The sequence below is a fragment of the Streptomyces sp. NPDC048623 genome (genome assembly GCF_040650755.1).
Lineage (GTDB): Bacteria > Actinomycetota > Actinomycetes > Streptomycetales > Streptomycetaceae > Streptomyces.
On sequence record NZ_JBEZHV010000012.1, the window covers coordinates 93542 to 107533 of the forward strand.

Annotated in this window: 14 protein-coding genes; all 14 read left to right on the plus strand. The window is 65.6% G+C overall.

Going from position 1 to position 13992, the window contains the following annotated elements; translation table 11 throughout:
* Window positions 1-485: 485 nt before the first annotated feature.
* The 14 genes from AB0C73_RS19170 (at window position 486) to AB0C73_RS19235 (ending at window position 13686) form a co-directional block, all read left to right on the plus strand.
* Window positions 486-2138, plus strand: coding sequence for a hypothetical protein (locus AB0C73_RS19170; protein WP_362531216.1), 1653 nt, complete (start codon window positions 486-488; stop codon window positions 2136-2138).
* 13 nt (window positions 2139-2151) lie between these two features.
* Window positions 2152-2409 (plus strand): hypothetical protein, encoded by a 258-nt coding sequence (locus AB0C73_RS19175; RefSeq protein ID WP_362531218.1) that lies wholly within the window; start codon window positions 2152-2154, stop codon window positions 2407-2409.
* Window positions 2410-2489: 80 nt separating this feature from the next.
* Window positions 2490-3209, plus strand: a complete 720-nt coding sequence (locus AB0C73_RS19180; protein WP_362531220.1) for a peptidoglycan-binding protein — start codon at window positions 2490-2492, stop codon at window positions 3207-3209.
* Window positions 3210-3381: 172 nt separating this feature from the next.
* Window positions 3382-3639 (plus strand): hypothetical protein, encoded by a 258-nt coding sequence (locus AB0C73_RS19185; RefSeq protein WP_362531223.1) that lies wholly within the window; start codon window positions 3382-3384, stop codon window positions 3637-3639.
* Window positions 3636-4217 (plus strand): hypothetical protein, encoded by a 582-nt coding sequence (locus AB0C73_RS19190; RefSeq protein ID WP_362531226.1) that lies wholly within the window; start codon window positions 3636-3638, stop codon window positions 4215-4217. Before AB0C73_RS19185 ends, AB0C73_RS19190 begins: the two co-directional genes overlap by 4 nt.
* A gap of 142 nt (window positions 4218-4359) precedes the next feature.
* Window positions 4360-5196 (plus strand): hypothetical protein, encoded by an 837-nt coding sequence (locus AB0C73_RS19195; protein ID WP_362531228.1) that lies wholly within the window; start codon window positions 4360-4362, stop codon window positions 5194-5196.
* A 92-nt stretch (window positions 5197-5288) separates the two neighbouring features.
* Complete coding sequence (locus AB0C73_RS19200; RefSeq protein ID WP_362531230.1) at window positions 5289-5987, plus strand: hypothetical protein; 699 nt, start codon at window positions 5289-5291, stop codon at window positions 5985-5987.
* 110 nt (window positions 5988-6097) lie between these two features.
* Entirely contained in the window at window positions 6098-6577 is a 480-nt protein-coding gene (locus AB0C73_RS19205; protein WP_362531521.1) for a DNA cytosine methyltransferase, read from the plus strand.
* Between the two features lie 509 nt (window positions 6578-7086).
* Window positions 7087-7368 carry a hypothetical protein gene (locus AB0C73_RS19210; RefSeq protein WP_362531232.1) on the plus strand — a complete coding sequence of 94 codons (282 nt, stop codon included), beginning with the start codon at window positions 7087-7089 and terminating at the stop codon, window positions 7366-7368.
* Between the two features lie 68 nt (window positions 7369-7436).
* Window positions 7437-7622: a hypothetical protein gene (locus tag AB0C73_RS19215; RefSeq protein ID WP_362531235.1), complete on the plus strand. Its 186-nt coding sequence runs from the start codon at window positions 7437-7439 to the stop codon at window positions 7620-7622.
* A complete protein-coding gene (locus AB0C73_RS19220; RefSeq protein ID WP_362531237.1) occupies window positions 7615-8139 on the plus strand; it encodes a hypothetical protein in 525 nt (174 codons plus the stop codon). The genes AB0C73_RS19215 and AB0C73_RS19220 overlap by 8 nt, the downstream gene beginning before the upstream one ends.
* Window positions 8126-10561 (plus strand): phage/plasmid primase, P4 family, encoded by a 2436-nt coding sequence (locus tag AB0C73_RS19225; protein ID WP_362531239.1) that lies wholly within the window; start codon window positions 8126-8128, stop codon window positions 10559-10561. Before AB0C73_RS19220 ends, AB0C73_RS19225 begins: the two co-directional genes overlap by 14 nt.
* A 68-nt stretch (window positions 10562-10629) precedes the next feature.
* Window positions 10630-12483 carry a DNA polymerase gene (locus AB0C73_RS19230; RefSeq protein ID WP_362531244.1) on the plus strand — a complete coding sequence of 618 codons (1854 nt, stop codon included), beginning with the start codon at window positions 10630-10632 and terminating at the stop codon, window positions 12481-12483.
* 396 nt (window positions 12484-12879) lie between these two features.
* Window positions 12880-13686: a hypothetical protein gene (locus tag AB0C73_RS19235; protein ID WP_362531246.1), complete on the plus strand. Its 807-nt coding sequence runs from the start codon at window positions 12880-12882 to the stop codon at window positions 13684-13686.
* Window positions 13687-13992 lie beyond the last annotated feature (306 nt).

Below are 13992 nucleotides of genomic sequence, written 5' to 3' on the forward strand. Positions count from 1 at the left end.
AGGTGACGAGCTGGTCCCTGGACCGTGCGTACGCGACCGACCTACCGGAGGCCGTGAGGGCTTTCAGCGGGTCCACCAGCGCACAGATAAGCGCAACGGTGACGGGTACGGGCGGCAGCTCCGCACCGGCGCTGTACGGGCCGTGGGCGCCCCGCAGTACCGGGGACGTAGCCCGCCCGGGGCAGTCGGTCGTACATGGATGGGGCATCAACGGCGAAGCTCTTGACAGCTTCCGCGGCACCGTCCGCGCCCGCTCGGCCGAGTCGGGAACGGACGCGGTACGTGTGACTGCCCTGGACGGAGCCGAGCGGCTTCGGCAGCCGGCCCGGCTGCCCTACCCCGATATCCCACTTAACAACGTCACCCCCTGGAGCCCGGCGCTCTACTGGGTCACGTCCGCAACCTGGGTTGTCGACCACCTACTGAGAGACGCAGGAATCCACACGTGCCCGCCACCACGAAGTTCCGCAATCTTCTATGCGGCAATGCATGGTGGTGCGGCTGCGAATATCGGCCGGCTTGACTGGCTCAATGGAATTTGGAGCTTCTGGAACAAAAGCGCAGCGCCGTTCGAAAGCGCAATGGACGGAACTTTCACCACGGCAGACGCCAACTACCTTCCTGCCGCAGCGGTGGTGAACCGCCCGGCAAACGGGCTGTGGCTGGAAGGATGGGTCGGAAACGCGGCGGGAAATCCCGACAAGAGTCAGGCTTTCCGGTATCGGCTCCAATACGACATCGGCGGCAACTCGCGGTTCGTTTCGTTTGAAGTGAACTTCCTGACCGGGGTACTGACAGCAAGCCACGGGGCGAGCAGTGACCCACTGCAAAACCAGCGGGTCACATGGACCACTGCAACGGCCATCGGCACAGCAAATTTCCACTTCGGCTGGTGGCTCGAATGGAACTCATCTGGTGTACCCACCGTCACTCCGAGCATTACCCGCGAAGACGGCACCACGTGGACAGGAGCGGGGCAAAGCCTTGCAACATCTCCTTCCCCGCCCGGAGAGTTGCGCGCCGTACATATCGTGGTTGACAACATCTGCGTAGAGGCATTGCAGATTTCCCAGCTTCCTGCCCGCCCGGTCACAGCTGCGGAACGAACTCTCACCGGGACGTGGACCAAAGGGGCGACGCTCGGTGTCCCGGGGTTTCCCATGCTTACCTTTCCGAAGGTAAGCGGAGACGCGTGGTCGGTCATCACGGATATTGCTCGGGCCACGCTTTCAACGGTCGAGCTTGACCGGTCTGGATTTGTTCGGTGGCAGGACTACACCCGGTGGGCAGAAACTCCCACCATACCCGCGGTGACTGTCTCATCCGCACGGGAGATCGCCGGTCTGACAGTCTCCGATGAAATCGACGCATGCCGGAACGACATTTCCGTGCGGTGGCATAGCTGGGTCGGACACACCTATGAACTTGCAGGAATCGAGGACAAGCCGGCAGCCGCGATTGCCGTCCCCGCAGGTACCACGCTTGTTCGCAGCATGCCCATTACCGAGGACCGCTACGACCCTACGAATCCGATGATCTCGGCCGATCTGAACGGATTTGGGAATCTGATCATCCGGACAACGGCATCCACGACGGCACCAGTGGTGCGCGGAGGGGCTGAGTTCAGCATTCGGAGGGACGGCGGCACGGTCTATCTGACCGTCCGGAACCGCACCACGAGCACGTTCTACTATCACGCCTGCAATCTCGTCGCGCCAAAGCCCGCCGGAAACACGCCTGTTACTGCTCTCGCAGTGGAACGCGATGCACCAAGTCAGGGCGCGTATGGAGTCCAGTCCTACGAGCACGATGGAACACCGTGGGTGCAGTACGCAGAGGACGCGGAGAATCTGGCCGGGGCTCTGCTGAAAGCGTCCGCGGTCCCTTCCCCGCAGCTACAGAGCGTGGAAATCCTGCCCGACCCAAGAATCGACCTAGGGGACGTCGTGCGCGTGGTCGACACCACGGGGGCCGCTCTGGACACCCTCGCGTGGGTCGTCGGCATCCGAACCGAGGGCAGCGGGACCAGCGTGCGGCAGACGCTCACGCTCCGCGGAGCCAAGAACAACGGGATGCCGACAGACACGGGACTGACCCCGGACCCGCCCACACGCCCCGGGGCACCACCGCCGGCATAGGAAGGGGGGGGACATGGCAGACGAGCACGACGACCCGCTGGGGGTCGTCATCGGAGCCCGAGAAATCTATGACGAAGTGGTGGGGCTGCGCGAGGACGTGCGGTCCCTCGGGCAGGAGGGGGAGAGCGTGACGGAGACGCTGGAGGACCACGAGACGCGGATTCGCGGGCTCGAATCCGAGCGAGCGAAGTACGTGTTGCCGGTCGCGCTGATTACCGCCGTGGCGACCGTCGTTGCCGCCGGGCTCACGGTCGCGAAGCTCTCCGGCTAGACCTCAGCACCAGCACCAGCACACGCCCCGTTCCGGGCTTACCGGGCGGGGCTTTTTCATGCCCAATTCGAGGGGGATTCATGGGATCTGTTGACGGAATGATCAGTGCCGCGACGGCAGCGCTCGGCTACAAGGAGGGGCGTAACAACGACACTCCCTATGGCAAGTGGTACGGGCTGAACTACAACCCGTGGTGCGACATGGCCGTATCCAAGTGGGCTGCCGACAGCGGAAATTCCGCCGTGGTCGGCAAGTTCGCCTACTGCCCCAGTCACGTGAACTGGTTCAAGGCCCGAGGGCAGTGGCACGGCCGGACGGCTGCCGCTAAGCGCGGGGACATCGTGTTCTTCTCCTGGGACGGGGGCCCGGTCGCCGATCACGTGGGCGTGGTCACCGAGGACGCTGCCCCGGGCGCCGACATCCGCACAATCGAGGGCAACACGTCCGCGGGCGCCGCGGGCTCGCAGGGCAACGGGGACGGCGTGTACCGGCGGACCCGAGCCCGTTCCCTGGTGCTCGGCTTCGGCCGGCCCGCGTACGACAAGCCCCGCGGCTTCGCGCCCTTCCCGGGCACCGCTTGGTTCAAGCGCAACCCTCGCTCGCCGCTGGTCACGGCCATGGGCAAGCGGCTGGTGGCTGTCGGCTGCTCCGCCTATCGCACGGGCCCCGGTCCGCAGTGGACCGACGCAGACCGACTCTCGTACGCGAAGTGGCAGCGAAAGTGCGGCTTCACCGGGGCCGACGCGGACGGGTGGCCCGGCAAGACGACGTGGGACCGACTGAAGGTTCCGGCGGTCTGACACCGCCCGTGACAACGGTCCCCCTCGGCGGGGACCAGCTCGGGGCCGACGCGCCCCGCACCCATCACACAGCGTGTCGAGCGGTGGTCTGCGCTGCCCCGGTTTCGACCGGATGACAGCTGACCCGCTCGGCGCGCTCCCGTACACGCACAGCAACAACGAGGAGACACCCATGACTTTCATCAAGACTCATCCCGCCCGCCTCTACGCCGTGGCGGTCGCCGCTCTGGCCCTGGTGGCGCACTACCGGCCCGAGCTGCCGTCCGCGCTCGTCCTCGGTCTCGTGGCTGCCGTCCTCGGTGTCGGTGAGGCGGTCCAGCGCACCGAGAACGGCAAGACCACTGCGGCCGGCTCGCCCGAGCTGGTCCCGAACGACGACCAGGCCGACAAGCTCACCGAGCACCAGGACACCGAGGGCGCCGCGCAGTGACCTACCGACACGTGGCGCTCATGGGCCGCGCGGGCTCCGGCAAGGACACCGTGGGGTCCCGGCTCGTCTCGCAGCACGCGTTCGCCCGTATCGCGTTCGCGGATCCGCTGCGCTCCCTCGCGCTCGATGTGGACCCCATCGTGGGACACGAGCCGACCGGCTTCGAGCCGATCCCGCTCCGCCTGTCCGACATGGTTCGGCGGGACGGGTGGGACCGGGCCAAGGGGCGCCCGGAAGTGCGCCGTACGTTGCAGCGGCTCGGGCAGGCAGTCCGCGACCAGGACGAGCGTCATTGGCTCCGCGCCGCCCTCGCAAAGGTCGACGTGGCCGAGCGGTGGAATCTGCCCGTGGTCGTCACGGACTGCCGGTACGAGAACGAAGCCGAAGCGCTTCGAGCCCGCGGCTTTCTCCTGGTGCGCATCGAGCGACCGGGACAGCACGGCCCCGCCGGCGAGGACCAGCGGCAGCACCGCAGCGAGACCGAGCTAGACGACTTCCCCGCGGACATCGTGCTGACCAATCGCGGGTCCGTGGACGAGCTGCACGCGCTCGCGGACCGGCTCGCCGTACCGCGCTGATCAGCGCGAAGGGATGACGGCATGACGACCAGACCACGGTTTTGGTTTTCTCTCTATTTTCTTAGACGCATACCAAAAAGACTCTGAACCGTCATGCCGTCATCCCCCTTGCCACCACAACCACTTACGAGGGGGACCAGTCATGCCCAGAGCTATCCGGACCATTAAGCGCGGTGGCTCGCGCTTCTACGTCAACCCGAGCACCGCTGAAAAGGTGCCGGGCGTTACGTCTATCGTCTCGATGCTCCCAAAGCCCTACCTGACTTTCTGGGCTGCGCGGATGACCGCGGAAACGGCGGTCGAGAACCTTGACGCCGTGCGGGCTATCGCCGAGCGCGACCCCGCCGGCGCAGTGGACTTCTTGCGCAACGCGCACGTCCGCTACACCAAGCTGCGGGCCCGAGTCGGCTCGGACGCTCACGACATGTTCGAGCGCATGATTCGGCTGGAAGAGATCGGCCGAGTCCATCCGGATTTGGAGCCGTACCGGCTCGGCTTCGCCGAGTTCCTTACTGCTGTGCGCCCGCAGCTGGTCCGCGCCGAGGATGTGGCCTGGTCGGATGAGCACCGTTACGCGGGATCTTTTGACGCCATTGTCCGCGTGCGGCTCGGCGAGGACGGCAAGCCCGACCACGAGCACGGCGAGTGGCACACGCTCGTAGTCGACTGGAAGACGTCGAAGTCCGCTTACCCGGACGTGGCTCTACAGCTTGCCGCCTATGCGCACGCCGACCGCCTGATTTCTCCGGACGGTACATCCGAGCCCATGCCGAAGATTGACGGTGCTGCCGTACTGCACATCACGCCTGAAGGATGGGTGTTCAAGCCGGTCCGCATCGATGAAGAGATCTTCAATGTCTTTCTGACGCTGCGGCACGTCTTCCACTGGGACCGCGACCTTTCCAAGACCGTTTTCGGTGTCCCGATCGCCGAGAGCGTCCGCCGGCTTGTCACCGGAACGCAGCGGCGAGCCGCGTAAACCATCCTGCAGGACGCTCAAAACTTCAATTTCCGGACGAGCGCAACTCGGCGACTCGTCCTTTTTCATGCCCAAAACCAGGGGGATACAGAATGGCGCTGCGCATTTTCGAGACCGACCCGGACGCGATGCCGAAGGGTTCTTTCTCTGACGACACGGTGGGCCGCTTCCACTCGGGCCGCTCCGTGAACGGGATTCCGGAAGCGCTTTCGGCGTGGAAGGTGTCCACGGGTGACCCGGAAGTGGCCGACGCTATCGCTCAGCTCATGGGCGGTACCCCGGTGGAGACCGATTCCACGTCGGAGAATTTCATTGAGATTCTGACCGACGCCAAGCGCGTCAAGGTGGTGCTCGCCGGCCCGGACGCGATCACGTCGGACATGAAGCTGTGGAACGGCAACGTTCTCATCCATCACTGTGACGGAGTCGAATTCATTTCTCCGGATGAGGACCGGGGCAAGCCGTGCGGCTGCCCGGCGCTTATGGAGGACCGCAAGAACGCGTACAAGGCGAAGCGGGGTCCGGGTCCGTCCATTGCAGTATCGTTCCGGCTCGCCGAGGATTACGACCTTGGCCTTTTCCGCTTCCAGACCGGCTCGTGGAAGCTCGCAGAGTCCCTGCACGAAATCGGCAACGCACTCGACAAGGTCAAGGGCGAAGCCCTCGCCGAGCTGGGCATTGAGCTGGTGGAGTACACCACCAAGAAGGGCCGAGACGTGTCCTACTTCAAGCCGGTCGTGAAGGTCCTCAAGTCCTGGTCGGACGCCGTGACGGAGCCGACTCCGTACTAAGCCGGCCGAGGGGCCCGGCACGGTTCGGGCCCCTCTTTCACGGGGGTATTCACATTCCGATTCTGGAACTGTGCGCCGGATACGGGGGCATCGGTCGGGCCGTAGAGGCACTGACCGGAGAGAGGATCAGATACGTTGCGGAAGTCGATCCGTACGCGTCTTTGATCCTCGCGAACCGGTATCCGCACGCACCGAATCTCGGGGACATCACCACATACGACTGGTCCACCATTGCTGGAGAGGTGGACATCATTACGGCAGGGTTCCCCTGCCAAGACATTTCCAATGCGGGACGACGGGCGGGGATTCACGGTGAGAGGTCGGGTATCTGGGAAAGCGTACTCGGGGCCATTCGCATTCTTCGACCACGGCTCATTTTCCTGGAGAACGTATCCGCCATCCGAAACCGGGGCCTCGCGCACGTACTCGCGGGACTGGCCGAGGCACGGTATGACACAAGATGGTGTTGCCATCGGGCGTCCGCAGTTGGAGCCGCCCACTACCGCGATAGATGGTTTCTCGTCGCTTCCCCTACTCCCCACCCCTCTGGCGTCAGACGCCACGAAGGGGCCGGACTTCGCGAGGGATGAGCGGGACGGTAGCGGCGGGCAGGATCTCGTTACCGCCGTGGCGCGCCTATTCGACAAGGAACGCGCACACAAGCTCTTCAAAACCCCGACTGCGAATCTCGGATCGAATGGCGCCCCTCAGCACCCGGATAAGCGACGCGCGGGCGGGCACGGGCCGACTCTCGATGATGAGGTTTCCTATCTGTTGCCCGTGGACCCGGAAGTGGCCGAGGAAACCCCGGGAGCCTTTCATAGTCCCCGCGAGTGGTGGGCGGACTACGCGCCGGCTGTGCACCGGTGGGAAGTGCTCATGGGTACACCTGCGCCGATCCCGGTTGAGTTCGGCCCTCGTGGGGGTCGTCGTCTCGCCGCAGTGTTCGCGGAATGGCTTATGGGGTTGCCGCGGGGATGGATCACACACATTCCGGGGCTCAACCGTGCTCGGCAGCTAAAGGCAGCCGGAAACGGAGTGGTGAGCCAACAGGCTTTCGCGGCCTATCTGCATCTACTGAATCACAAGGGGGACGAGCATGGGTAAGCGAGGGGTAGTCACCGACTACAGCGGCGAAGAGCTGTATCGGGATGATCTCGTGGCGTATGCCGCTCGGCAGGGGAACCGAGTGCGCATGGTGGACGCGATCGTGGACAAGGTGACCACGCGGCTTGTTGACGGTCGGCTCCGCGCAATGCTGCGGGTGCAGCCGACCGGAGTTGAGTCCGGATTCACCAAGCGCCGGTCGCTCCGCAAGGAATGGATTTCCGCCGAGCATGTCCGGCTCATCATTCCGGGCGTAGCCGGCGAGCGTAAGTAACACGACCAGGCAGAGGGCCGGGCGACCGAAACACAGGTTGTCCGGCCCTCTGCTGTGTGGGGGGACGAATGATTTACGAGATAACCGCCGACCACGCGCCCCCCATCGGGGATGTGCGCGAACTGTCGGCGGGCGACGAGCTTCACCTTTACGACGGCTGGAAGACGCGTCCGGACTGGCTGCGGTATCTCGCCGCAGCGGCTCACGCCATGGGCCGGGGCTGCGTGATCCGGCAGGGGGCCGACCGTGGCTAACCCGCACAAGACCAGGGGGACCGCGTGGGAGAGCGCGATTCGCGACTTCCTGAACCGCTTCCTGGGGCTGGTCGACGAGACAGGCGCCCTCCGCGATCCCATGTCGGGCGACAACATCCGCCGGGCCGCGCAAGAGGGCGCCCGGGACGTCGGAGACATCCACGCAGCCCCGTTCATCATCGAGGCAAAGGACGTGGCGAGCCGCGCCGTCCCGACATGGCTCCGCCAAGCGGAAGTCGAAGCCGTGCACGCGGGCTTCCCCCATGGCGTGGTCGTGCACAAGACCCGCCGTGCCCCGGTGCACGCGGGCCGGGTCCACTTCACCGTCCGGACATGGACGCGGGTCCGGCTCGCCCTCGGGCACACCAGCCGGAACACGGCCGAGCTGTACGGCTGCACCTTCACCGTGCGCGGTCTCGACACGGACCGCTGGTACGTATCCATGAGCCTCTGGGACTTCGCCTCCCTGCTCGCGGACTACCGGGCTCACTCGGGGGTGGCCCGTGCTCTTCGCTGATCTGCTCTCCCGCTTCCGCGACGTGGACGAGCACCAGGACGGCGGATATGCAGCCCGCTGCCCTGGGCACGACGACTCCCGCCCGAGTCTGCGTATCTGGCGGGGCGAGGACCTGAAAGTCAGGATCACGTGCCGCGCCGGCTGCGACACCGCGGACGTCATCCGAACGGTGGGGCTCGGCTGGTCGGATCTGTTCGACGCGACCGGCCCCGGCAACACCGTGTCCGCCGGACGCCCCGAGCTCGTCCCCGCCCGCCTGGTCGCCGGTCTCGCCGCGTACGTCGACCGCACCACGGCAGCTCTCGGCGACTGGTCGTCCGAGTGGGCCGAGCGCGCCCGCGGCTATCTCGCCGACCGGTTCGGGCTCGATGTGGAGACCGCGATTGAACTCGGCATCGGCGTGGACCAGGGCGACCAGGGCGCCGGCTTCGACTACCTGTCCCGGCAGTACCGGGCCCACCCCCGGCTTACCGTCCCCCTCCACGGATGGGACGGGGTGGCCCGAGGACTCCAGGGACGGGACCTCTCCGGCCACTGCCCCGCGCGGTGGCTCTCCCTGATCAACCCCAAGGGGCTCCGATGGGCCCCGTACGGCGTATTCCGAGGGGCAGGCGGCTACGGCACGGTCCTGATCTGTGAGGGGCCCGGAGACGCGCTCACCGCCGTTGCGTGCGGCTATGACGCTGTGGCCATCCGTGGAGCATCGCTCGCCGGCTCGCCCGAGCTGGTGGCCGAACTCGCCGAAGGACTGCGCGGACAGCTCGTCATCCTGGCCGGCGACAACGACCCGTCCGGGAACGGATTCACGGCACGGCTCGCGGCCGGACTCGCCGAGCACGGAGTCGACGCGCTCCGGCTCGAAATCCCGCGCGCCGGATGGGACTTGACCGACTGGCGCGAGGACGACCCGGGCGCGTTCGCGACCGAGCTTCACCGCGCGGTCAAGGCAGCCCGCCCCGTGCGGGACTCCGCGGACGTCGAGGACGAAGCCCGCTCCGCCGAGCTTGCCGAGCGCACCGGAGCCGAGTCCGTCACCCGGGACCAGGGCGCCGAAGCCGCGGAGATCCTTGCCCGGCTCGTCGGGCAGCTCGGCGAGTCCGACGCCATGAACGCGCACGCGCTCGTCGCATGGTGCGGGGGCAGGATCCGGTACGCGCCCGGTCTCGGCTTCTATACGTGGGACGGGTCGATGTGGGTCCGCTCGGACACCCGCGTACGGCAGGAAATCCACCGCATGGGCGCCGCGCTCGTCCTCGCGGGGCAGACCCAAGCGGCCCGCGGGTACACGATGACCAGCCGCATTGACGCGCTGATGACCGAACTCAAATCCGTGCCGTCCGTGCGGGTGGAAGCAGCCGACTTCGACAACCGCCCTGATCTGCTCGCCTTCCGCAATGGCGTGGTGGATCTCCGTACGGGCCGACTCCGCCCGCACAACATGCGCGACATGCTCACGTACGGGCTCGACCTGAATTACCGGCCCGAAGCAACGTGCCCGCGGTGGGAATCGTTCCTTTGCGAGATCTTCCCGGGGATGCCGGACATGCCCGCCTATATTCAGCGGCTTGTGGGCTACGGCATTACCGGGCACGTCACCGAGCAGAGTTTTGCGATCATGTGGGGCAAGGGTGCCAACGGTAAGAGCGTGCTTGTCGACACTCTCACGGCAGTATTCCGCGCCATCACGAAGACCACCCCTTTCGCGACGTTCGAAGCAAAGCCGAGCGGGGGCATTCCCAACGACATTGCGGCACTCAGGGGCGCACGATTGGTCATGGCGTCCGAGGGTGAGAGCGGGGCACCCATGTCCGAAGCGATCCTAAAGCGGGTCACCGGCAAAGACATGATCTCTGCCCGCTATCTGCGGCGCGAGTTCTTCGAATTCAAGCCTTCTTTCCTTCTGATGCTCGCAACCAACCACAGGCCCAAGTTCAAGAGTCAGGACGAGGGGCTTTGGCGACGCGTCAAGCTCTTGCCTTTCGTGCGCTACTTCGCTCCCCACGAACGGGATACCGAGTTGGACACGAAGCTACTGGAGGAAGCCGAGGGCATTGCCGCATGGGCGGTGCGCGGGGCTGTCGACTGGTACCGGGGCGGCCTGCAAGACCCACAGGTGATCACGGGTGCGTCCCAGGAGTACCGGGCGACGAGCGACCAGCTAGCCGGCTTCTTCCCCGGGGTCCTGGAGCACGCCGACGACGACCAGGTAATGCACGGCACCGACGCTTTCAATGCCTATTTGGAGTGGGCCGAAGCCGAGAACCTACCGGCGCGTGAGCGGTGGACCCGACGAGCGTTCTATGACGCCATGGAAGAACGCGGAGTGCACCGACGAAAGACCATGCGTGGTATCGCGCTCGTCGGACTCCGTGAGGCTGACATAAGCCCCGACGCGACCGGGCCGGGAATCTTCGCCAACTGACGCACAACCACATACGCGGGTCGTCCACCGAAACAGGTGGGCGGCCCGCTTTTCGTTTAGGGGGACCCATGCTGACTTACCGGCACACCGTAGCCGGCGAGCCGGTCACCGTGAACGTGCCCGAGGACACAGCCGATCTCGCAAAGTTCTGGAAATGGCTGTACCGGGCCCGAGCACGCGGACCGATCGCACTGGACACCGAGACAACCGGACTCAACATCTACGCGGCCGGCTACCGGCTCCGCACCGTTCAATTCGGCGACGCCCACGAAGCATGGGTGCTGCTGTACGAGCGGGGCGGACACCACGCGCAGTACGCCCGTGAGGCAATCCAGCGGTGCCGCGAAATCCTCATTCACAATGCCGCATTTGATTGGCTCGTCCTGGACAAGCACGCGGGCATACGACTGGAAGACCTCGCGCCGCACACCACGGATACGCGCATCCTCGCCGCCCTCATCGACCCGCGGCAGCCGTCCGAAGGCGGAGCCGGAACCGCACTCAAGCCCCTTTCGGCAAAGTGGATTGACCCCGCAGCCCCGGACACGCAGGGCGGGCTTACGCGCGTTTTCAACTCCCTCGGGTTCACGAAGGAAACCGGGTGGGCCGGTATCCCGCTCACGGACCCAACTTTCCTGCTCTACGCGGGACTTGACGTCATCCTCACGGCCCGGCTCGCCCCGGTGCTCCGCCGAGAGCTGGACAGGCTCGGCGTCCGGCACCAGCTCGTCACGTACGAACACGAGATAGCCCGCATGTGCGCGGTCATGCAGCGCGCGGGGCTGCTCGTGGACCAGGACTACACGTCGACCCTCGCGGGCCGGCTCGCCGAGGAGGCCGAACGCTACTCCGCGGTGGCAGCCCGGTACGGCGTGACGTCGGTCGGCAGCCCCACACAGGTGGCGGAAGCACTCGCGGGCATGGGTGAACACCTCACAGACCGGACCAAGGGCGGGGCCCTCGCCACCGACAAGACCGTCCTACTCCCACTTGCCGACCTTGACCGGGACTGGCAGCGCATCGGGGCCCGAGAGCCCAACTTGCTCGCGGACGCCGTACTGAGAGCCAAGCGAGCCGGCAAGTGGGGCAAGACCTACGCCGAGGGGTTCCTGGCAAACCTCTCTGCTGCCGGACGGATCCACCCGGCCATCTCACCACTCGCCGCACGCACGGGCCGTATGAGTGTCACGGCGGGACTGCACCAGCTTCCGAGTTCTGACCACGTGATTCGCCGCGCGATCCTCGCCGAGCCCGACCACGTATGGATCTCCACCGACTTTCAGGCAGTGGAAATGCGTGTCCTCGCCGCCCTCGCCAACGTCCGCCGCATGAAAGAGGGATTCCTCAGCGGTGGCGAAAAGTTCGATATCCACACCTACACGGCCCGCCTGATCAAGGGCGACCAGGCCACGCCCAAGGACCGGAAGGTATATAAGGGCGCGGGATTCGGAAAGGTATACGGCGGCGGAATCAGCACGATTTCGAAGCAGACCGGCACCCCAGAATCCGAGATCGCGCAAGCCGTAGCCGCGTACGACCGGGCCTTTCCCGAGATCAAACGGGCGTCCTCGCGATGGCAGCGACAGGCTTTTCAGAACCGAATGGTATTCATCTCGGCTACCGGTCGCCGGCTCCCGCTGGACCGGGACCGCACGTACAGCGTGGTGAATTATGCCTGCCAGTCCGCGGCGCGCGATCTGCTCGGGCAAGCCATGCTCAATGTCGAAGCCGCGGGGCTACTCGAATACTGCCGCCTGCCCATCCATGACGAGCTGTTGGCATCCGTCCCGCGCCGTGACGCCGAGGACGCCGCGAGGGAGTTTCAGCGCTGCATGTCCATGGACCTGTACGGCGTGCCGATCACCGCTGACGCCGAGATCGGCGGTCGCTCGTGGGGCTCCCTGTACGGAGCCGACTACTGACCTGCCCCCTGACCTGCGTAGATACCTCGTTCTGTGCGCACGCGGACACGCAAGCCGTGGGAAGGGTTGCCCCCTGTTTCATCACGAATCGAGCAATGACGACCCGTCAGATAACGGTCACAGGCTCAATCTGGACCCTATGTCCCAGTAAGCGAAGATAACGCATGAATCTGTGACGTTGTCCGCTCCGCGGTGCCGACCTAATTTCGGTGCCACGCAGCGATACGGCAATGCGCAAGCCCCGTCCTGCTAATCCGGGACGGGGCATTCTCATGCCCTTTTGTAAGGCGCATTGAATTCGAGCCGTGGGGCTTCCATGCCCTTTCTCGCTCCGTTCCGGGAATCCCTCCGTCCCTACGGAGGGGCAACCAAAACTCCCACCCGGAACGGTGCCCCTTGACTCAGCTCACCCATTCCCAGATTTGTGCCGCAAAGGAAAACGACCTTGCCGCGGTGACGGCAGTAATACGTGAAACCGAAGCGCTCGTGTCCGCTAAGGCCCGGAAAGTCTCCGGCGTCAACGGAAACAGTGACCTGATCGAAGATCTGACGCAGACCGGCCGTATCACGGTATGGCAGGCAATCACCACTTTCGCTGGCAGCGAGCCCGCACAGTTCATGGCGCACATTGACCGAGCAGTCACCCGGGCCATGGAAGACGCGCGACGGGAAGATATCCGCCCCGGTGTCGTTCCGCGCGTGGCAAAGGCATTCGAAGATGCGATCTCAAAGGCTGGCGGCGACCCATACAAAGCCGAACGGATCGCAACCACGGACGCCATGGGGCAAGACAAGATGAGCCCCGAACTTGCGCGAGCGGCGCGGCTTTCATGGCTCGGGCTCGACTCCCTGGACCGACCTTTCAGCGTGCCCCTGCTGGGTCCGGGCGTGACCCTCGGGGACGTGGTGGCAGCCGAGATGGAAGCGCCGGCCGAGCTGGTCACCACTGCCGACATCGCGTCTCACCGCCGAGAGGTCATCCGCGACCAGGTTCACCGCGCCCTCGGTGCGCTCTCCGAGCGGCAGCGCCACGTCCTGAAAGCCGGCTTCGGCGTAATTCCCGTGGCGCAGTACCAGCCCGGAGCCGACGACGACGAACTCGCGGCAGACATGGGATGCACTCGGTATCAGGTGCAGCAAGCCCGCACCAAGGGGAGCAAGCGGTTCGCCGAGCTGTACCGAGCTGGTGCACGCGCATGGTGACGCTGCCGACCCGAGACGGCGGGACTGTGACCGTCACTCGCTGCGGCGCCCTGGTGGACATCCATGTTCGGAACGCCGAGGGCCGGACGGTGGCCACCGTTGTTCACCGAGCCGGCGAAGCCGCACGGCTGCTCTCCGCCGCACGCCGAGTGCCCCGACATGACGGATTGCGGCTAGACCAACGCTGACCCTGGTCTGAGCTTGCCGCTGCGAGCCAACGCGGTTCACTCCTCAACGACCCCGTACGGCATGGACGTTGACTTTCGGCCATTACAGGAACCAAACCCCGGGGTCGGTTATGTGCTC

What these genes read in the sequence shown, in the direction of transcription:
- AB0C73_RS19170 (WP_362531216.1), top strand. Translation starts at nt 486, where the DNA reads ATGCATGGTGGTGCGGCTGCGAATATCGGCCGGCTTGACTGGCTCAAT.
- AB0C73_RS19175 (WP_362531218.1), top strand. Translation starts at nt 2,152, where the DNA reads ATGGCAGACGAGCACGACGACCCGCTGGGGGTCGTCATCGGAGCCCGA.
- AB0C73_RS19180 (WP_362531220.1), top strand. Translation starts at nt 2,490, where the DNA reads ATGGGATCTGTTGACGGAATGATCAGTGCCGCGACGGCAGCGCTCGGC.
- AB0C73_RS19185 (WP_362531223.1), top strand. Translation starts at nt 3,382, where the DNA reads ATGACTTTCATCAAGACTCATCCCGCCCGCCTCTACGCCGTGGCGGTC.
- AB0C73_RS19195 (WP_362531228.1), top strand. Translation starts at nt 4,360, where the DNA reads ATGCCCAGAGCTATCCGGACCATTAAGCGCGGTGGCTCGCGCTTCTAC.
- AB0C73_RS19200 (WP_362531230.1), top strand. Translation starts at nt 5,289, where the DNA reads ATGGCGCTGCGCATTTTCGAGACCGACCCGGACGCGATGCCGAAGGGT.
- AB0C73_RS19210 (WP_362531232.1), top strand. Translation starts at nt 7,087, where the DNA reads ATGGGTAAGCGAGGGGTAGTCACCGACTACAGCGGCGAAGAGCTGTAT.
- AB0C73_RS19215 (WP_362531235.1), top strand. Translation starts at nt 7,437, where the DNA reads ATGATTTACGAGATAACCGCCGACCACGCGCCCCCCATCGGGGATGTG.
- AB0C73_RS19230 (WP_362531244.1), top strand. Translation starts at nt 10,630, where the DNA reads ATGCTGACTTACCGGCACACCGTAGCCGGCGAGCCGGTCACCGTGAAC.